19 protein-coding genes are annotated in these 17,019 nt (G+C 69.3%); 9 read left to right on the top strand and 10 right to left on the bottom strand.

What is annotated here, in order from left to right; all coding sequences use genetic code 11:
* The first annotated feature begins 44 nt into the window (after positions 1-44).
* The 4 genes from AS029_RS03920 (at position 45) to AS029_RS03905 (ending at position 3,431) form a co-directional block, all read left to right on the top strand.
* Positions 45-392 carry a DUF6507 family protein gene (locus tag AS029_RS03920; RefSeq protein WP_058231299.1) on the top strand — a complete coding sequence of 116 codons (348 nt, stop codon included), beginning with the start codon at positions 45-47 and terminating at the stop codon, positions 390-392.
* Positions 389-2,107 (top strand): PspA/IM30 family protein, encoded by a 1,719-nt coding sequence (locus AS029_RS03915; protein ID WP_058231298.1) that lies wholly within the window; start codon positions 389-391, stop codon positions 2,105-2,107. Before AS029_RS03920 ends, AS029_RS03915 begins: the two co-directional genes overlap by 4 nt.
* 41 nt (positions 2,108-2,148) lie before the next feature.
* Positions 2,149-2,622, top strand: a complete 474-nt coding sequence (locus AS029_RS03910; RefSeq protein ID WP_058231297.1) for a hypothetical protein — start codon at positions 2,149-2,151, stop codon at positions 2,620-2,622.
* A 296-nt stretch (positions 2,623-2,918) separates the two neighbouring features.
* Complete coding sequence (locus tag AS029_RS03905) at positions 2,919-3,431, top strand: hypothetical protein (protein WP_139168011.1); 513 nt, start codon at positions 2,919-2,921, stop codon at positions 3,429-3,431.
* A gap of 6 nt (positions 3,432-3,437) precedes the next feature.
* Here the strand turns inward: AS029_RS03905 and AS029_RS03900 are convergent, their stop codons facing one another.
* Both AS029_RS03900 and AS029_RS03895 read right to left on the bottom strand, forming a co-directional pair.
* Positions 3,438-4,106 carry an alpha/beta hydrolase family protein gene (locus tag AS029_RS03900; protein ID WP_058231295.1) on the bottom strand — a complete coding sequence of 223 codons (669 nt, stop codon included), beginning with the start codon at positions 4,104-4,106 and terminating at the stop codon, positions 3,438-3,440.
* Entirely contained in the window at positions 4,103-4,810 is a 708-nt protein-coding gene (locus AS029_RS03895) for a YflT domain-containing protein (RefSeq protein ID WP_058231294.1), read from the bottom strand. The genes AS029_RS03900 and AS029_RS03895 overlap by 4 nt, the downstream gene beginning before the upstream one ends.
* A 71-nt stretch (positions 4,811-4,881) precedes the next feature.
* Between AS029_RS03895 and AS029_RS03890 the strand changes: the two genes are divergently transcribed.
* Genes AS029_RS03890 through AS029_RS03880 form a run of 3 tightly spaced genes read left to right on the top strand, consistent with a single transcriptional unit; the run spans position 4,882 to position 7,873 of the window.
* On the top strand, positions 4,882-6,201 hold the full coding sequence (locus tag AS029_RS03890; protein ID WP_058231293.1) for a magnesium transporter: 1,320 nt from the start codon (positions 4,882-4,884) through the stop codon (positions 6,199-6,201).
* Positions 6,201-6,728 carry a DUF1003 domain-containing protein gene (locus AS029_RS03885; protein ID WP_058231292.1) on the top strand — a complete coding sequence of 176 codons (528 nt, stop codon included), beginning with the start codon at positions 6,201-6,203 and terminating at the stop codon, positions 6,726-6,728. Before AS029_RS03890 ends, AS029_RS03885 begins: the two co-directional genes overlap by 1 nt.
* Positions 6,725-7,873, top strand: a complete 1,149-nt coding sequence (locus AS029_RS03880; protein WP_058231291.1) for an Mrp/NBP35 family ATP-binding protein — start codon at positions 6,725-6,727, stop codon at positions 7,871-7,873. Before AS029_RS03885 ends, AS029_RS03880 begins: the two co-directional genes overlap by 4 nt.
* A gap of 345 nt (positions 7,874-8,218) precedes the next feature.
* Here AS029_RS03880 and AS029_RS03875 read toward each other — a convergent pair whose 3' ends face one another.
* A complete protein-coding gene (locus tag AS029_RS03875) occupies positions 8,219-8,590 on the bottom strand; it encodes a twin-arginine translocase TatA/TatE family subunit (protein WP_058231290.1) in 372 nt (123 codons plus the stop codon).
* Positions 8,591-8,662: 72 nt separating this feature from the next.
* Here AS029_RS03875 and AS029_RS03870 point away from each other — a divergent pair, with 72 nt between their 5' ends.
* A complete protein-coding gene (locus AS029_RS03870) occupies positions 8,663-9,301 on the top strand; it encodes an O-methyltransferase (RefSeq protein ID WP_058231639.1) in 639 nt (212 codons plus the stop codon).
* Between the two features lie 280 nt (positions 9,302-9,581).
* Here the strand turns inward: AS029_RS03870 and AS029_RS16820 are convergent, their stop codons facing one another.
* The 3 genes from AS029_RS16820 to dapE all read right to left on the bottom strand — a co-directional run bounded on the left by AS029_RS16820 (position 9,582) and on the right by dapE (position 12,135).
* Complete coding sequence (locus tag AS029_RS16820) at positions 9,582-9,752, bottom strand: DUF3117 domain-containing protein (RefSeq protein WP_074615842.1); 171 nt, start codon at positions 9,750-9,752, stop codon at positions 9,582-9,584.
* Between the two features lie 89 nt (positions 9,753-9,841).
* Positions 9,842-11,062: a hypothetical protein gene (locus AS029_RS03865; RefSeq protein ID WP_058231289.1), complete on the bottom strand. Its 1,221-nt coding sequence runs from the start codon at positions 11,060-11,062 to the stop codon at positions 9,842-9,844.
* Positions 11,059-12,135 (bottom strand): succinyl-diaminopimelate desuccinylase, encoded by a 1,077-nt coding sequence (gene dapE, locus AS029_RS03860; protein WP_058231288.1) that lies wholly within the window; start codon positions 12,133-12,135, stop codon positions 11,059-11,061. Before dapE ends, AS029_RS03865 begins: the two co-directional genes overlap by 4 nt.
* A 44-nt stretch (positions 12,136-12,179) precedes the next feature.
* On the opposite strand from dapE, the gene dapD reads away from it, so the two are divergent.
* The gene (gene dapD / locus AS029_RS03855) at positions 12,180-13,097 is read left to right on the top strand and encodes a 2,3,4,5-tetrahydropyridine-2,6-dicarboxylate N-succinyltransferase (RefSeq protein WP_058231287.1); all 918 of its coding nucleotides are present in this window, start codon (positions 12,180-12,182) and stop codon (positions 13,095-13,097) included.
* Between the two features lie 493 nt (positions 13,098-13,590).
* Here the strand turns inward: dapD and AS029_RS03850 are convergent, their stop codons facing one another.
* From AS029_RS03850 to AS029_RS03835, 4 genes are all read right to left on the bottom strand, one after another.
* Positions 13,591-14,886, bottom strand: coding sequence for a citrate synthase (locus tag AS029_RS03850; RefSeq protein WP_074615841.1), 1,296 nt, complete (start codon positions 14,884-14,886; stop codon positions 13,591-13,593).
* 225 nt (positions 14,887-15,111) lie between these two features.
* Positions 15,112-16,215 carry a succinyldiaminopimelate transaminase gene (gene dapC / locus AS029_RS03845; protein WP_058231286.1) on the bottom strand — a complete coding sequence of 368 codons (1,104 nt, stop codon included), beginning with the start codon at positions 16,213-16,215 and terminating at the stop codon, positions 15,112-15,114.
* Positions 16,216-16,218: 3 nt separating this feature from the next.
* Positions 16,219-16,539 carry a ferredoxin gene (gene fdxA / locus AS029_RS03840; RefSeq protein ID WP_058231285.1) on the bottom strand — a complete coding sequence of 107 codons (321 nt, stop codon included), beginning with the start codon at positions 16,537-16,539 and terminating at the stop codon, positions 16,219-16,221.
* A 52-nt stretch (positions 16,540-16,591) separates the two neighbouring features.
* Positions 16,592-16,990 (bottom strand): hypothetical protein, encoded by a 399-nt coding sequence (locus tag AS029_RS03835; RefSeq protein ID WP_058231284.1) that lies wholly within the window; start codon positions 16,988-16,990, stop codon positions 16,592-16,594.
* Positions 16,991-17,019: the final 29 nt, after the last annotated feature.

The raw sequence follows: 17,019 nt of genomic DNA, 5'->3' as shown, positions 1-17,019 counted from the left end.
CAGGGTGAAAACGACCCTGGCGGTGCATTCATTAGCATCCCCGCATGTCGTTTTCCGTCCAGCCCGATGAGGTTGTCGGCATCGCCGAACGTGTCCGTCTCGCCCTCGACGACACCCTGGATCGTTCGGCGGCGCTGCGCGAAGCGGTCGACGCGCTGACCGACGCACTGTCCGGGCTGCCGTCCGCGCGCGCGGCGTTCGACGACGTCGCCCGCGCCCGGGTCGACCTGTCGCGGGGCATCGCGTCGCGAGGCCGATCGGCGCTTGCGGCCCTCCGGGCGGTCGTCATCGCCTACGTGGCAGCCGACGACGAGATGGCGGCCACGACGACCCGGTCCGGTGCAGACGCCGCGCTGTTCGACCCGTCACGATTCGGTCGGTGGCCCCTATGACTCTCTCACTCAGCGACATCCCTCCGTGCCCGGCCGACCCCGAAGAGCTCCGCCGACTCGCGGCGTCCCTCGAGACCGCGAGTTCTGCCACGCGTCTGGCAACCGATCACGTGCTCTTCACGTGGGGATTGCTGCCCGGCGTCTACCACGCCCCTGAGGCTTCCGAGTTGCAACAGAGCCTGCGCCAGCTCGGCCCTGCCTCCGCCGAGATCGATGCAGGCCTGCGCAACGCCCGTGCAGCGATCGAGACCCTGGCTGACGATCTCGAGGCAGCTGATCGTCGACGTGACGCCCTGATCGCACGACTTCGCGAGCACGAGGCCACCGCCAGCCTCGCCTTCCCCGAAGCAAGCGACCCTCTTGGCCGCCGTCTCGCCGATGTCGAGCGCGGCGACCGCGAGCTCGCGTTCCGTCGAGAGTATGCCGCGCTCGTCGAGGACTGGGATGCCGCAGCTCGCGCGTGCGCCGCGGCGCTCCGCGCGATCCCCGACGTCTCGTGGACACTCGCTCGCGATCTCCCCGCCGAGGAGACCGTACTCGCCAACCCGTCGACGTCCGTCCTCGATGAAGCAGCTCTCCCCCTGCTCCACCGACTCGCTCGACGAGACGGTGCGGATGCGGCGCGCCTGCTGCGCCAGAACCCCCAGTGGGCCGACATCATCCGGCGCGGCCAGCCCGACGCGGTGGCGACGTGGTGGGCGAGCCTGTCCCCGACCACCGCCGCCGCACTCGTTGCGGGCGTTCCCGCCCTCATCGGCAATCTCGACGGCGTCGCTCTCGCCGACCGCGTCGCCGCCAACCGCGCTCGCGCGGCGGGTCATCTGGCCGACCTCCGTGCGAAGCGCGACCGCGCCCTCGGTCTCCACGGTCCTGCCGGCGCACCTCGGGCGCGTGTCGTGCCGTCCGCGAACGTGAACCGGATAGACCGCGAGATCGCATACTTCCAGGCGGTGGCCGCGGGACGAAAGCTGCTCTACGCGTGGGATCCCAGCCACGGTTCCCTCATCGAGATGTCGGGCGACCCGTCTACGGCAAAGGCCGCGCTGTTCGTCGTGCCGGGCACGAACACGACGGCCGACTCTTTCTACGTCGAGGAACCGATTACACGGTTCGCGAATTGGCAGGTACGGGGTGGCCGTGAGAGTGTCGTCGCCTTCACTGTGATGACCGGCCCGATGCCGCAACTCGATGAAATTCTTTCCGGGGGTGGTCCGCAGTGGAACCACTACGCCGAGGACCGCGCACCCGAGTACGCCCAATTCGTGAAAGGTGTGCAGGCGGCGGATCCCTCCTTGTGGACGATGAGCTATGAACACTCATACGGAGGTGGTGTGGGCAGCGCGGCGGAAGCATATGGCGGGACGGTGAATGCCCGCTTCCTTGCCGCATCCGTCGGAGCCGCAGACGATTACACACCCTCGGCGGATACGGCTTACTTCTCAGCTCAGGGCCCGGATGACATCAATCGGTACTACGCCGGTCTGCAGCTGGGGCCATTCGGCTTCGGTACCCGACCTGAGTCGATAAGCGACGTCAACATCGTCGCTTCGGGACTACCAGGTGTCGATCCGTTGAACGTCGCCCTTGGCGCGCCCTTCGTAATCGCCGCAAGCGTCGATCACCACAACAGGTTGATGAGCGATGACGAAGAAGTGAATGGAACGGTCTTGAATACGGTTAATCAAATTCTGAATGAGTCGAGGGCAGAAGAATGAGAGTCGGCGTACTTGTAGCGAGTCTCTGTCTAACTGCCGCGATGCTCGTCGGCTGCTCACCCAACCTGCCGACGTACGCGGAAGTACGAGCGGAGACGCTCGATGTTCTGCAGAACGTGGCAGATTTCGTGCCCAGCAGGCAAGCGGTGTTGGTGACCCCCGAGTTCGAACCATATTCGTGTGACGACGGTCTGGCGCTGCAAAAAGGACACGGCGCGTTTTTCACGGGGCAATGGGCCGTCTTCGTGAGCGACGACTTCGACATTCGAGGCTTCATCGACGACGTGCCGCAACGGCTGGGCGCTGAGTGGCGGGTCGAGGAACTTGGGGTACCCGTCAGCTTCGCCGAGGTCTACCTCGTGCGTGAGTCACCAAGGATGACGCTGAAGGTCGAGGAAGCGACGATCGATGGACGGAAAGCCATCGATCTCCTCGCCGTATCCCGTTGCGGCAAGATCACTGATGAAGAGCGGGACGCGACATTCCCGCCGCCGATCCCGCATCCGACCCCGTGAAGCGACGCGTTGCGGCTCTCAGCAGCCGCCACCGACAGCACTACCCGGTTCTCACACCCCGCGCGCAAACGCCGCCACCACGCCCGCCAACCCCGCACCAATCTCCTCCGCCGGCCGCCGCGCGCCCTTCACCTCGAACGAATGATTACCGCTGGCGACCCAATGCACCCGGGCGTCCTGACGCGACACCACCGCCTCGTCGAATTGCCTACGAACATTGACGAACGGGTCATTCCCCCCTCGACGAACAGTCGCGGCCCCGACCGGGTTCGAGAGCTCCTAAGGGAGGGCGGCAAGTGACAGCAAGGTTCCTGCAGGCGATAGCACTAGTGCTTATCCCGTTGACGACGGGAGGCTGCGCGCTGAATCAACCTTCCTACGATACGGTCAGGGCTGAGGCCGTCGCCGCTCTCGATGAGATCGCGGCGCTCGTTCCGCCTCCGCACGAGGTCTCGCCCGAACCGGACGACGAACCCTATTCCTGTTCCGATCCCCTGCTTTCTTCGAGGCGCGGGGGCGCTTTCTACACAGGTCAATGGGCTGTCTACGTTTCCGACGGATTCGACTTCGACACCTTCATCGCCGACCTGCCCGGTCGCCTCGGCGACGGCTGGGAAGAGCGGGACCTCGGCATCGCGGTCCCTTTTGCTTCGGTCTATCTCGTGAATCATGAACACGAGCTGTCCGTCACGGTGGACGAGGCTGAGATTGACGGACGCCCTGCGCTCGATCTCATCGTGATCTCGCGGTGTGGCATCCTGCCAACCGATGACAAGCCCCGCCGATCGCCCGGCGGACGAGGTGTTTGACGGCCATCACACCCCGCGCGCAAACGCCGCCACCGCGCCTGCCAACCCCGCACCGATCTCCTGTGCCGGCCGCCGCGCGCCCTTCACCTCGAACGAATGATTGCCGCCGGCGACCCAGTGCACCCGGGCGTCCTGACAAGCGGCGACGACTTCGTCGAACTGTTCGCGCGGGTCGATGAACGGGTCGTTCTCCCCCTCGACGAACAACTGCGGCACCGCGATCGCGGGCAGATGCCCGCTGCGGGGCTTGTCCGACCGCCCGGGCGGATGCAGCGGATACCCCAGGTACACGAGCGCGGCCGGCGCGATGACCTCATCGGCACAGGCGACGGATGCCATCCGCCCGCCGTACGACTTGCCCGCCGCGATCCATGCACCCGGCGCCGCCGTCGCGAGCCACGTCTGCACGCCGCTCCACGTCGCCACGGCGTGCGCCGCGGGTCCCGGCATGCGTCGTCCGGCCTCGACGTACGGGAACACGAAGCGCAACACGGACACCTCCTCCGCGACCAGCGCATCGGCGAGCCCTTCGAGGAACGGGTGACTCATCCCCGCGCCGGCACCGTGCGCCAACGCGATCGTCGCCCGCGCCGAGGGCACCGGCGACCACAGTCCCGACATCTCCGACAGACCCGCCGGCAGGTCGACGGTGATGCGAACCGGCTGGGCGCTCACGAACCGGTCGGTGGGTTCTCCGACCCGTCGCGAGACTCGTCGTCGCCGCGCGGAGCGGGGGTCGGCGTGATCCGCTCGCCGTAGCGGGGCGGCTCCTGGTCGACGGGAGGCGCAGCCGGAACCGGCGGTCGCGGCGGCACGGCCGGCGTCTCGGAGCCGGGGGCCACACGCTCGCCGTAGCGCGGAGGCGCGGTCTCGGCCGGCGCGGGGCGCGACACGACGGTACGCTGAGCCCCCGAGGGGCCGACGATGCCGCGGGCCTTCTGAACGCTGGTCGCGGCGACGCACACGTCGTAGTGGTCGGCGGCGACCTGCATCACCGACGCGAAGTCGCGACGGCGCCGCACGATCGAGTACGTGCCGAGGCTCAGCAGCATCCCGAGCGCCATACCGACCAGCAGCACGCCGATGAACGCCGAGATCTGCACTGTCGGTGTGCCGAGCACGAAGATGAAGGCGAACAGCAGACCGAGCATGAGGCCGTTCAGCGCTCCGGAGCGGGCGGCGGTGGCGTACCCGAGCTTGCCGGTGATGCGCTCGATCGAACGCAGCCCCGAGCCGACGATGGCGATGTCGCGCGCGGGCACCTCACCGGCGATCAGGGACGACACGGCCTTCTGCGCCTGCTCGTAGGTCGGGAACGACGCGACCTTCTCGCCGACCTCGTCGCGACCGGCTCCCGGTCTCTGCGCGAACATACTCATTTCACCATCCTGTCACGCACATCTGAGGGGTTCCGAGGTGTTGCGCATGAGCCGCGGACTACGCTGGTCCAGTGAGCACGCAGAGGGTTTTCGTCGCCCGCTTGGCGGGCTGCACGGTGTTCGACCCGGCGGGCGACCGCCTGGGCAAGGTGCGCGACGTCGTGGTGATCTACCGCGCATCCGCCGCACCGCGCGTCGTGGGCCTCGTCGTCGAGATCCCCGGGCGTCGACATGTGTTCGTGTCCATCGGGCGCGTGACATCCATCCAGGCCGGCCAGGTCATCACCACCGGTCTCATCAACGTCCGCCGCTTCCAACAGCGCGGCGGCGAGGTGCGGGTCATGGCCGAGATGCTCGGCCGCCGCGTGAGCCTCGTCGACGGCTCGGGCAGCGCCGTCATCGAAGACGTCGCCATCGAACGCAACCGCCTCGGCGAATGGGACGTGGGCCAGCTCTTCCTCCGCCGCCCCCGCACGAGCGCGTCGCCGTTCGCGAAGGGCGCGACGACCTTCGCCGCCTGGAGCGCCGTCCGCGAGAACCAGACGCCCGGCGAGGCCCAGTCCGCCGAGCAGCTCGTCGCGACCTACTCCGAGCTGAAGCCCGCAGACCTCGCCAACACCCTGCTCGACCTGCCCGAGGAGCGCTTGATCGAGGTCGCCGAGGAGCTCAGCGACGACCGCCTCGCCGACGCCCTCGAGGAGATGCCCGAAGACGAGCAGGTGCACATTCTCGAGCAGCTCGGCGACGAGCGCGCCGCCGACATCCTGGATGCCATGGAGCCCGACGATGCGGCCGACCTCCTCGGTCAGCTGCCCGAGTCCCGCTCCGAGCAGCTCCTCGAGCTGATGGAGCCCGAGGAAGCCGACGACGTGCGCGCGCTGCTGCAGTACGGACCCGACACCGCGGGTGGTCTGATGACGCCCGAGCCGATCGTGCTCTCGGCGGATGCCACGGTGGCCGAGGCCCTGGCCCTCATCCGTCGCCACGAACTGCACCCCGCGCTCGCGGCATCCGTGTTCATCACCTTGCCGCCGTACGAGACGCCGACGGGCCGCCTGCTCGGCACGGTGCACTTCCAACGGATGCTGCGCTACCCGCCGCACGAGCGTCTGGGCACGATCATCGACGACACGCTCGAGCCGGTGCCCGCCGACGCCACCGCCGCCGAGGTGGCGCGCCTGCTCGCCAGCTACAACCTCGTCTCTCTGCCGGTGGTCGATCAGGCGCATCGCCTCGTCGGCTGCGTCAGCGTCGACGACGTGCTCGACTACCTGCTGCCCGACGACTGGCGCACGCACGACAGCGATGATCCCCATCCGAAGGCCACGGTCAGACCGACCTTGACGCAGAGCATCCCCACGCAGATCCCGCAGACCCCGAGGAGGCGCTGATGGCACGCAACAACAAGACGCCCGCCCTCGACGCACCCCGCGGGCGCACCGGCGTGCTCGCCCCGCGCGCACCGCAGCCCTCGCGCGACCGCTTCGGACGCTTCACCGAGTGGGTGGCCCGCGCGATGGGGACGCCGACGTTCCTGCTGTCGCTGACGCTCTTCTGCGTGCTCTGGATGGGGTGGAACTCGATCGCCCCCGACGACTGGCGCTTCGACTCCGCCGCGATCGGCTTCACCGCGCTGACGCTGGTGCTCTCGTTGCAGGCGTCGTACGCCGCGCCCCTCATCCTCCTCGCGCAGAACCGCCAAGACGACCGCGACCGCGTGCAGATCGAGCAGGACCGCCAGCGCGCGGAACGCAACCTCGCCGACACCGAGTACCTCGCTCGAGAGATCGTCGCGCTGCGCATGGCCGTGCGCGACCTGACCGACGAGGTCATCACGAAAGACACCCTGCGCAGCGAGCTCAAGGCTGCTCTCGAGCGTCTCGACGAGAGCGACGAGCACAGCCGGGCGACCTCGTGACCGCCGAGCTCGCCGAGCGCGTGCGCGCAGCCGTCGCCGCCGTGACCGACCCCGAGCTCCGTCGGCCCCTCGGCGAGCTCGATATGGTGCGCGCCGTCGACGTGCACGGCTCGACCGCCGACGTCGCGATCGCCCTGACGATCGTCGGGTGCCCCGCCGCGGACCGCATCGAGCGCGATGTACGGGATGCCGCGGCCTCGGTCGCCGGGGTCGACGCGGTCGACGTGCGGGTCGGCGTGATGTCGCCCGACGAGCGCAAGGCGCTCACCGAGAAGCTCCGGGGCGGCCGCGCGAAACGCGAGATGCCCTTCGGCCCCGATTCGCTCACCCGCGTCATCGCGGTGACCAGCGGCAAGGGCGGCGTCGGCAAGTCGACCGTCACGGCCAATCTCGCGGTCGCACTCGCGACGCGCGGGCTGCGCGTCGGACTCGTGGATGCCGACGTGCACGGCTTCTCGATCCCGGGTCTGCTGGGGCTCGTCGACGCCGACGGACTGCCCCCGGCGCCGACGAAGCTCGACGACCTCATCCTCCCGCCGGTCGCCTACGGTGTGAAGGTCATCTCCATCGGTATGTTCCTGCGCCGCCCGGGAGAGGATGCCGCGGGCGCGGTGGCGTGGCGCGGACCGATGCTGCACCGCACCGTGCAGCAGTTCCTCACCGACGTGTTCTTCGGCGATCTCGACGTGCTCCTTCTCGACATGCCGCCGGGCACCGGCGACGTGGCGATCTCGGTCGGGCAACTGCTCCCCCACGCCGACGTGCTGGTCGTGACGACACCGCAGGCGGCCGCCGCCGAGGTGGCCGTACGGTCGGGGCTCGTCGCACGCCAGACCGGACAGAAGCCGATCGGCGTGATCGAGAACATGGCCGCCATGACCCTCCCCGATGGGACGGTGCTCGACCTTTTCGGCGCGGGTGGCGGCGAAGAGGTGGCCCGCGCCCTGTCGAGCGAGGGCAACGCGGTGCCGCTGCTGGCATCCGTTCCCCTGAGCCCCGCCCTGCGCACGGGCGGCGACGACGGACGCCCGGTGGTCATCGCGCAGCCCGACGACCCGGCCGCCCGGGCGATCGACGCCGCCGCGGCCGCGCTGGCCGTTCGTCCCCGCGGTCTCTCGGGCAAGCCGCTGCGCCTCAGCATCTGACGGGGGCTCGCCGCGCCCCCCGTCACCAGAACAGGACGTTGCATCGAGGACAGGCCGCGGCGGGCCCGATCGTCCTGTTCCCGTGACATCCCCTGTTTCGGTGACACCGGGAGCGACGCCCCCACGGCATCCGAGCTCGCGCCGCCACCGTCACCAGAACAGGACCTTGCATCGAGAACAGGCCGCGGCGAGCCCGATCGCCCTGTTCCCGTGGCACCCCCTGTTGCCGTGACACCACGAGCGACGCACCCACGGCATCCGAGCTCGCCGTGCCGCCCGTCACGCTGCGGCTGCGACCGGCCGAGGTCCTGCCCCGTCGGCAACCTCGTTCCGCCGGGAGTCGGGTCAGGTCGCTTCGTCGTCGAAGGGCGGACGATCCCCCGCAACGAACGGCGTCGTCTCGGGCTTCTCGCGCGCCGCGAGAGCCGCTGCGCCGGCCGCGCGCATCGTCGCGGTGGGGGTGTCTTCGAGCAGCGCTTCGCGGATGATGCGACGCGGGTCGTACTGACGCGGATCGAGCTTCTTCCAGTCGACGTCGTCGAACTCGGGGCCCATCTCGTCGCGCATCCGGGATCGTGCGCCCTGCAGCGTCTCTTTCGCGCGCTTGGTGAACTTCGCGAGGGCCTCCGCGTAGCGCGGCAGACGCTCGGGTCCGATGAGTACCGCGGCGATCACGCCGATCAGCATCAGCTTCTCGATCGTGAGGCCGAAGAACATGGCTTTAGATTACCGGCCGCGCCTGGGGGTCCCGCACCGGTCGGCCGTCTAGCCTGAAGGATGGAGGTCCACGTGAGCGGTCAGCAGGCGAACGAACGGTTCGTGCAGGAGTCGACGGTCGAGCCCGAGCACATCGCTCGTGCCCGGGCGCACGCCCTCGAACTCGGAGCCGCGCCGATCAGCGCGGCGGTCGGCGCGCAGACGGCCGTCATCGCCGCGGCATCCCGTGCCCTGAACATCGTCGAGGTGGGCACCGGTGGCGGCGTGTCCGGTCTGTGGCTCTTGCACGGTTCTCCGCGCGCCACCCTCACGACGATCGACAACGAGCCCGAGCACCTCGGCGCCGCCCGTTCCGCCTTCATCGATGCGCGCATCCCCGCGGCGCGGGCACGTTTCATCACCGGCCGGGCGTCGCACGTTCTGCCGCGGATGAATGAGGCGTCGTACGACATCGTCTTCATCGATGCCGACCCCGAGGGCGTGATCGAGTACGTCGAGCACGGCCTGCGCCTCGTCCGTGCGGGCGGCACGGTGCTCATCCCGCGTGTGCTGGCCAATGGCGCGGTGGCGGACCCCGTGCGTCGCGACGCCGTGACGACGGCGTATCGCTCGCTCATCCAGGAGATCCAGTCGTCGCCCGCGGTCATCGGTGCGCTCTCGACGACGGGCGAAGGCCTCTTGCAGCTCACCACGCGCCCCACCGACGCCTGACCGCGAAGAACCACCCCTGCACGGCTCGCTCGACCGGGCCCGCGCGCCCGTCTTCGCCGGCGACGCTGAGTCTGCCCGCGCCGCGGTGGTGGGCGCCCGCGCTCGGCGCAGGGTCCTATGCCTCGGGGTGACGCAGCCCGCGCGCCCGCGCTCGGCGCAGGATCCGACGCCTCGGGGCGACGCAGCCCGCCGGTCGCCCCACCGTGCACGAGCCCGCGAATCGTCCGGAAACACGGAAGGCCGACCCCTGTCGGAGCCGGCCTTCGCACGTTGATGGTCGTCAGGCGGTGACGACGCCACCGAGGACGTCGTAAAGTTCCTTCGCTTCGGCGTCGTTGACAGAGACGACGAGTCGGCCCCCACCTTCGAGCGGCACCCGCACGATGATCAACCGACCCTCCTTCACGGCCTCCATCGGTCCGTCACCGGTACGCGGCTTCATGGCTGCCATCGCGGCCCCCTTCTCGTGATTGCTGTCACCTAGTTTAGTCGGTCGTCGGCGCGACCCGCCGTCACGGGTGACCAGTCGGAGGTCACGGGTCAGGGAATCTGCCAGTACGTGTTGCCCAACGCGTACATGTTGTAGATCCACCACCACTGCCCGACGAGGGCAAGCGCGAGCACACCGAGGCGCCACGGGAGCGATCGCGCGACGGCGAACGCCCCCCAGAGCGGTGACACCGGGACGAGCAGACGGAAGACACTCGACTGCGGGAAGAACACCAGCAGCAGGTAAACGAGATAGCTCGCCGACCACAGGCGCACCTCGATGCCGAGCTTCTTCACCTGCGGCAGCAGCAACAGCGCCGCCGCCACCCCGACCACCAGGAGGAAGAGGGAGATGTAGCCCATCTCCGGCCCGAGGCCCCACTGGGTGAACCAGAACCCCGCGGCCTTGGCGAATCCGTCGACCGGGACGAAGCCGGTCTCGCCGCCGAGCCAATTGCGACGCCAGGCCAGCTCGGTGGCGAGGTAGGCCCCCGGGTTGCCGGTCACGGCGCCGGCGATCCACTGCCACGAGAATCCGACGAGCGTGGCCAGCGCGCCCAGGGCCACGATGTGCACCACGTCGCGCCGTGGCAGTGCTTCTCGGCGTCGCCGGAGGAAGCGATGGATGCCGTAGAGGCCGAGGAACAGCGCGAACGCCAGAATGCCGGGGCGGGTGTAGCCCATCGCGGGCACCAGCAGGTACAGCCATCCCCACCGCCGCTGCTGCACGCACAGGATCGCCAGGAAGAGCAGGAAGAGGAAGAGCGTCTCGGCGTAGCCGACCTGGAAGAGGGCCGCCAGCGGACCGCAGGAGAAGAAGACCACGGCCCACATCGCTGCGCCCGTGCCGATGCGCTCGCGCAGCATGGCGTGCAGCACCACGCAGGCGCCGTAGCCCGAGACGAGGGAGATCACGACGGCTCCCGCGCCCCACGACCCGAGGAAGAAGCCCACTCCGGCGGAGAGGAACGAGTAGAGCGGCATGAACGCCCAGGCGTTCTCGGCCACGTGGCCCGCGTCGGCGAGCGGCAGCTGCGACGGGTAGCCCGAGACGGCCACGGTCCAGTACCACTGCGCGTCCCACCCGATCGCGAGATCCGGCAGCGAGGGAGCCACGCCGAAGCGCGACCCCTCCGCCGAGAGCGCGGCGGCGAAGAGGAAGAACGCGGTCGTGATGACACGCGCGATCACGTAGACGACGGCGATCCGCGCGGCGACGGGCAGTCGCGTCCAGCCACGCTCGACGGTGAAGGCGGTGGCGGGGGCGGTCACGACGCGCTCAGCCAGGCGCGGAGCCCGCGCTCGACGTCGTCGATCTGCGAGATCGGCACGCGCTCTTCGTCGTGGTGCGCGAGGTGCGGGTCGCCGGGGCCGTAGTTGACGGCCGGGATGCCGAGTGCCGAGAAGCGCGCCACATCGGTCCAGCCGTACTTCGGCTTGGGCGTGGCGCCGACGGCATCCACGAATTCCTTCGCCAGCGGGGCGTCGAGACCGGGGCGCGCCCCCTCGGCGATGTCGACGATGTCGATCTCGAAACCGGTGAACACGTCGTGGACGACCCGCGAGGCGCCGGCCGCATCACGGCTCGGGGCGAAGCGGTAATTCACCTCGACCTCGCAGGCATCCGGGATGACGTTGCCCGCCACTCCGCCGGTGATGCGGACGGCATTGAGCCCCTCGCGGTAGACGAGCCCCTCGACCTCGATCTCTCGAGCACGGTACTCGGCGAGGCGCGCGAGGATGGGCGCGGCCTTGTGAATGGCGTTCTCACCAATCCACGACCGCGCGCTGTGCGCACGGACGCCGTCGGTGCGGATCAACGCGCGGAGCGTGCCGTTGCAGCCGCCCTCGACCTCGCCGTTGCTGGGTTCGCCCAGGATGGCGAAGTCGCCCGCGAACAGGTCGGGGCGGTTGCGCGAGAGCCGACCGAGACCGTTCAGCGACGAGTCGACCTCTTCGTGGTCGTACCACATCCAGGTGATGTCGACCGCGGGGTCGGTCAGCTCGGCGGCGAGCTTGAGCTGCACGGCGACACCGGCCTTCATGTCGACCGTGCCGCGGCCCCAGAGGAACTTCTGCCCGTCGATCTCGCGGTCTTCGACGGGTAGATTGCGATTGATGGGAACCGTGTCGATGTGGCCCGCGATGACCACCCGTCGGCTGCGGCCCAGCGACGTGCGCGCCACCACGGTGTCGCCGTCGCGGATGACTTCGAGGTGGTCATAGGCAGAGACGGCGGCCTCGATGGCATCCGCGAGAAGCGTCTCGTCGTCGGACTCGCTGTGGATGTCGCAGATCGCCCGGGTGAGGTCGACGGACGAGGAGGTGAGGTCGAGCGCGGGCATGCCCCGATCATTCCACACGCGCCCGCGCCGGTAGCCTGAAGGGTGTGAGCAACGAACGACGCATCAGCGCTGCCGGCCTCTCCACCCGCACGACCGACGGGACGGCGCTCGACGCCTGGTTCCCGAAGCCGGTGCTCGGCACCGCCGATCTGGAAGCCGAGCAGGCGGCTCTCGAGTCCTCCGCCGGTCCCGATGAGCGTCGCGGCGTCGTCGTCGAGACGGTGTCGCTGACGATCGACGCCGACGCCGCGCCCGCCTCCACCGTCGACGCGTACCTGCGCCTGCACGCGTTGTCGCACCTGCTGGTGCGTCCCAACGAGATCAACCTCGACGGCATCTTCGGCCACTTGCCCAATGTCGCGTGGACGAACGCCGGGCCCGTTCACCCTGACGATGCGGCGCGTCTTCTGCCGCAGCTGAAGCATCACGGCATCGAGTTGCAGGGTCTCGACAAGTTCCCGCGCCTCACTGACTACGTCCTCCCCGCGGGGGTGCGCATCGCCGACGCGTCGCGCGTGCGCCTCGGCGCCCACCTCTCCCCCGGCACCACCGTCATGCACGAGGGCTTCGTCAACTTCAACGCGGGCACCCTCGGCGCGTCGATGATCGAGGGTCGCGTGTCGCAGGGCGTCGTCATCGGCGACGGCACCGACATCGGCGGCGGCGCGTCGATCATGGGCACCCTCTCGGGCGGCGGCACGCACCGCGTCTCGATCGGAGCGCGTACCCTCCTGGGTGCGAACGCCGGCATCGGCATCTCGCTCGGCGACGACTGCGTGGTCGAGGCGGGCCTCTACGTGACCGCCGGCACCAAGGTGAAGGTCGGCGACGAGACGGTCAAGGCCGGCGAGCTGTCGGGCCGCAACGGCATCCTGTTCCGTCGCAACTCACTCACGGGCGCCGTCGAGGCGTCCGCGCGGGCGGGCGTCGGCGTGACGCTGAACGAGGCGCTGCACGCCTGAGCCTCCTCCGCGGCGAGCTGCTGCGGAGCCACTTCCCCGAGAAACGCCATCCCGAGCGAAACACGCCCCGACGCGCCGTGTCTCACACGCCGGAGCGTTTCTCGACGCCGGTGTGCCCGAATCCGTGTTGGGGTGGCCCGCCCCTCCTCCGCGAAAAACACCAACGTGAGCGAAACACGCCACGACGCGCCGTGTCTCACACGCCGGAGCGTTTCTCGGTGCCCGGGCGGCCGGCCCTTTCCGCGAGAAACACCATCCCGAACGAGACGCAACCCGACGCGCCGTGTCTCACACACCGAAGCGTTTCTCGACGTCGGCGCGTTCTGCATCGGGGCGGGGTGGCCGGCCGTCCCTCGCGAGAAACGCCATCCCGAGCGAAACACGCCCCGACGCGCCGTGTCTCACCCGCGAAAGCGTTTCTCGAGAACGAAAGCCGTCGCGCAAGGCGAACGCCCCGCCCCTCGCGAGAGGGACGAGGCGTTCCGTGCGGGGGTCAGACCCCGGGGTAGTTGCGCTCGGCGGCGCCCGTGTAGAGCTGCTGCGGGCGGCCGATCTTTGTCTGCGGGTCGGTGATGGCCTCGCGCCACTGGGCGAGCCAGCCGGGCAGACGACCGATCGCGAACAGCACGGTGAACATGCGCGTCGGGAAGCCCATCGCCTTGTAGATCACGCCGGTGTAGAAGTCGACGTTCGGGTACAGACGACGCTCCTTGAAGTAGTCGTCTTCGAGCGCGATCTGCTCGAGCTCCTTGGCGAGGTCGAGCAGCGGGTCGCTGACGCCCAGGGCATCGAGCACCTCGTCGGCCGACTCTTTCACGAGCTTCGCGCGCGGGTCGTAGTTCTTGTAGACCCGGTGGCCGAAGCCCATGAGCTTGACGCCCTGCTCCTTGTTCTTGACCCGCTCCACGAAGCGCTCGACGCTCTCGCCCGAGTCGCGGATGCGGCCGAGCATCTGCAGCACGGCCTCGTTCGCGCCGCCGTGCAGGGGGCCGGAGAGGGCCTGGATGCCGGCGGAGATCGACGCGAACTGGTTGGCACCGGTCGATCCGACGAGGCGGACGGTCGAGGTGGACGCGTTCTGCTCGTGGTCGGCGTGCAGCATGAGCAGCAGGTCGAGCGCCTTGGTCATCACCGGGTTGACCTGGTAGATCTCGCTCAGCACGCCGAAGTTGAGCTTCAGGAAGTTGTCGACGAAGCCGAGGGAGTTGTCGGGGTAGAGGAACGCCTGCCCGATGCTCTTCTTGTGCGCGTAGGCCGCGATCACGGGGAGCTTGGCGAGCATGCGCACGGTGTTGAGCTCGACGTGCTCGGGGTTGTGCGGGTCGGACTCGGCCTCGTAGTACGTCGACAGCGCGGCGGTCGCGGCCGACAGCACCGACATGGGGTGCGCGGTCGGGGGCAGCGACGAGAAGAAGCGCTTGAGGTCTTCGTGCAGCAACGTGTGACGGCGGATCCGCTCGTCGAACGAGGCCAGCTCGGATGCCGAGGGCAGCTCGCCGTAGATGAGAAGCCAGGCCACCTCGAGGTAGGTGCTGTTCTTCGCGAGCTGCTCGATCGGGTACCCGCGGTAACGCAGGATGCCCTGATCGCCGTCGATGTACGTGATGTCCGACTTCGTCGACGCCGTGTTCACGAACCCGTAGTCGAGGGTCGTGTGCCCGGTCTGCTTCGTCAGCGAGGCGATGTCGATGCTCGGCACGCCGTCGGTACCTCGCAGGATCGGGAATTCGGCGGTCTTATCCCCCACCGAGAGGGTGGCCTTGTCCTGCTGCGTACCCGCGTCGCTCACCGCGCCTCCTTGCGATTCTCGTCGCCCGTGTGGTCGATCGCGGGTCTGATGCTCCCGCGGCACTCGACCGTTGGATGCCACGGGTGTGCCATCCGGGTCGGCACGCGCGCGGATGTGGCCCGAGCGCATGCTTTTACAGCCTAGTAGTCACGAAGACGTACAGATGACACCGCCAAAGGATGCCCCCTTCGAATGGAGGGAACCTCCTGACGGACACCCGCGACGTCAGGCCATCAGCCGCTCCGCCGCCGCCGCGATCCGCTCGTCGGTGGCGGTCAGCGAGAACCGCACGTGGTTCGGGAAGTGCGTGCCGTAGAAGTGGCCGGGGCCGACCAGGATGCCGAGGTCGGCCAGGCGCCCCACGCTCTCCCACGCGTCGCGCCCCTCGGTCGCCCACAGATACAGCCCTGCTTCGCTCCGGTCGATCGTGAAACCCGCGGCCTCGACGGCGGGCTTGAGGATCGCCCGGCGGCGGGCATAACGCTCGCGCTGCGCCGTCACGTGCGCGTCGTCGCCGAGGGCGACGGTCATCGCCCGCTGCACCGGTGCGGGCGGCATGAGCCCCAGGTGCTTGCGCCCGGTGAGCAGGCGCGCGACGAGCTGTTCGTCACCGGCCAGGAACGCGGCGCGGTAGCCCGCGAGGTTGGACTGCTTGCTCAGCGAGTACACCGACAGCACACCGGTGAGGTCGTCGCCCACGACCGCCGGGTCGAGCACGCTGGGCACCCGCTCCGCATCCCAGGGCGCGTCCCACCCGAGCTCGGCGTAGCACTCGTCGGACGCGAGGACGGCTCCGAGTTCGCGAGCGCGAGTCACGGCATCCGTCATCTCTGCGACCGAGAGCACGCGACCGTCGGGGTTTCCGGGCGAGTTGACCCACACGAGCCTGGTGCTCTCGGGCCACTCGGCCGGATCGTCGGATGCCACGGGCTCCGCGCCGACGAGACGGGCGCCCACTTCGTAGGTGGGGTAGGCCGCGCGGGGGTGCACGACGGCGTCGCCGGGGCCGAGGCCGAGGAGCAGCGGCAGGAGCGCCACCAGCTCTTTCGAGCCGACGGTCGGCAGGACGTTCGCGGCGGTCAGACCGGGTACGCCGCGGCGACGGGCGTACCAGGCGGCGATCGCCTCGCGCAGCGCGGGGGTGCCGGCCGTCGCAGGGTACGCGTGCGCATCGGTCGCGTCAGCCAGAGCGGTGGCGACGACGTCGGGCGTCGGATCGACCGGCGAGCCGATCGACAGGTCGACGATGCCGGCGGGGTGGCGTCGCGCGCGCTCCGCGTAGGGGGCGACGGCATCCCAGGGGTAGTCGGCGAGATCGGCGACGCCCACGGGTCAGTGGCTCTGCGGGGGGAGCTCTGCGACGACGGGGTGGTCCTTGGCGATCACGCCGACCTTGGCGGCGCCGCCGGGCGAGCCGATGTCGTCGAAGAATTCGACGTTCGCCTTGTAGTAGTCGGCCCACTCCTCGGGCAGGTCGTCTTCGTAATAGATGGCCTCGACGGGGCAGACGGGCTCGCAGGCGCCGCAGTCCACGCATTCGTCGGGGTGGATGTAGAGCGAGCGCTCACCCTCGTAGATGCAGTCGACGGGGCACTCGTCGATGCAGGCGCGGTCCTTCACATCGACGCACGGGAGGGCGATCACGTAAGTCACGCTCCCAGTCTAATCGCGCCGGGGCGTCCGGCCCTGCCGCGGCGGCACGGGCCTATGATCCGGCGGGTCGCTGAGCCGCGCTCATCTTCGAGAAATCCGGCCACAGTGCCACCAGCACCATGAGCGCCGGACCCACCACCGTCCACACCAGCGGAATCCACTCGGTCCCCGCCGTCGGTGCCGCCACGATCGCCGATCCGCCCGGTCCGACCTGCGAGAACAGGTAGGTCGCCGCGGTGATGCCGAGCCCGCCGGCGAGGGCGTTCACCCGGTCGCCGGTCAGCGTCCTCAGCGCGATGAGGAGCGCCGCGCAACCGACGGTGGCGAGGATGAGCCCGACCGGGATCGGCCCGAGAAGATACGCCTGACCGACCGTACCCGCCGTGCCGTAGAACACACCGATCGAGAGGGCGACGGCCCAGCCGACCACGCGCAGGATGCCAGAACTCACCGCGTCAGTGTACGGGCGGCGGCGATGGC

The sequence above is a fragment of the Microbacterium enclense genome (genome assembly GCF_001456955.1).
Classification (GTDB): Bacteria; Actinomycetota; Actinomycetes; order Actinomycetales; family Microbacteriaceae; genus Microbacterium; species Microbacterium enclense.
This window is presented reverse-complemented; position numbering and strand designations above follow the sequence as displayed.

Coding starts and splice junctions, on each gene's coding strand:
- AS029_RS03920 (WP_058231299.1), top strand. CDS start 45: ATGTCGTTTTCCGTCCAGCCCGATGAGGTTGTCGGCATCGCCGAACGT.
- AS029_RS03915 (WP_058231298.1), top strand. CDS start 389: ATGACTCTCTCACTCAGCGACATCCCTCCGTGCCCGGCCGACCCCGAA.
- AS029_RS03910 (WP_058231297.1), top strand. CDS start 2,149: ATGCTCGTCGGCTGCTCACCCAACCTGCCGACGTACGCGGAAGTACGA.
- AS029_RS03895 (WP_058231294.1), bottom strand. CDS start 4,810: ATGAGTATGTTCGCGCAGAGACCGGGAGCCGGTCGCGACGAGGTCGGC.
- AS029_RS03885 (WP_058231292.1), top strand. CDS start 6,201: ATGGCACGCAACAACAAGACGCCCGCCCTCGACGCACCCCGCGGGCGC.
- AS029_RS03875 (WP_058231290.1), bottom strand. CDS start 8,590: ATGTTCTTCGGCCTCACGATCGAGAAGCTGATGCTGATCGGCGTGATC.
- AS029_RS16820 (WP_074615842.1), bottom strand. CDS start 9,752: ATGGCAGCCATGAAGCCGCGTACCGGTGACGGACCGATGGAGGCCGTG.
- dapE (WP_058231288.1), bottom strand. CDS start 12,135: ATGCCCGCGCTCGACCTCACCTCCTCGTCCGTCGACCTCACCCGGGCG.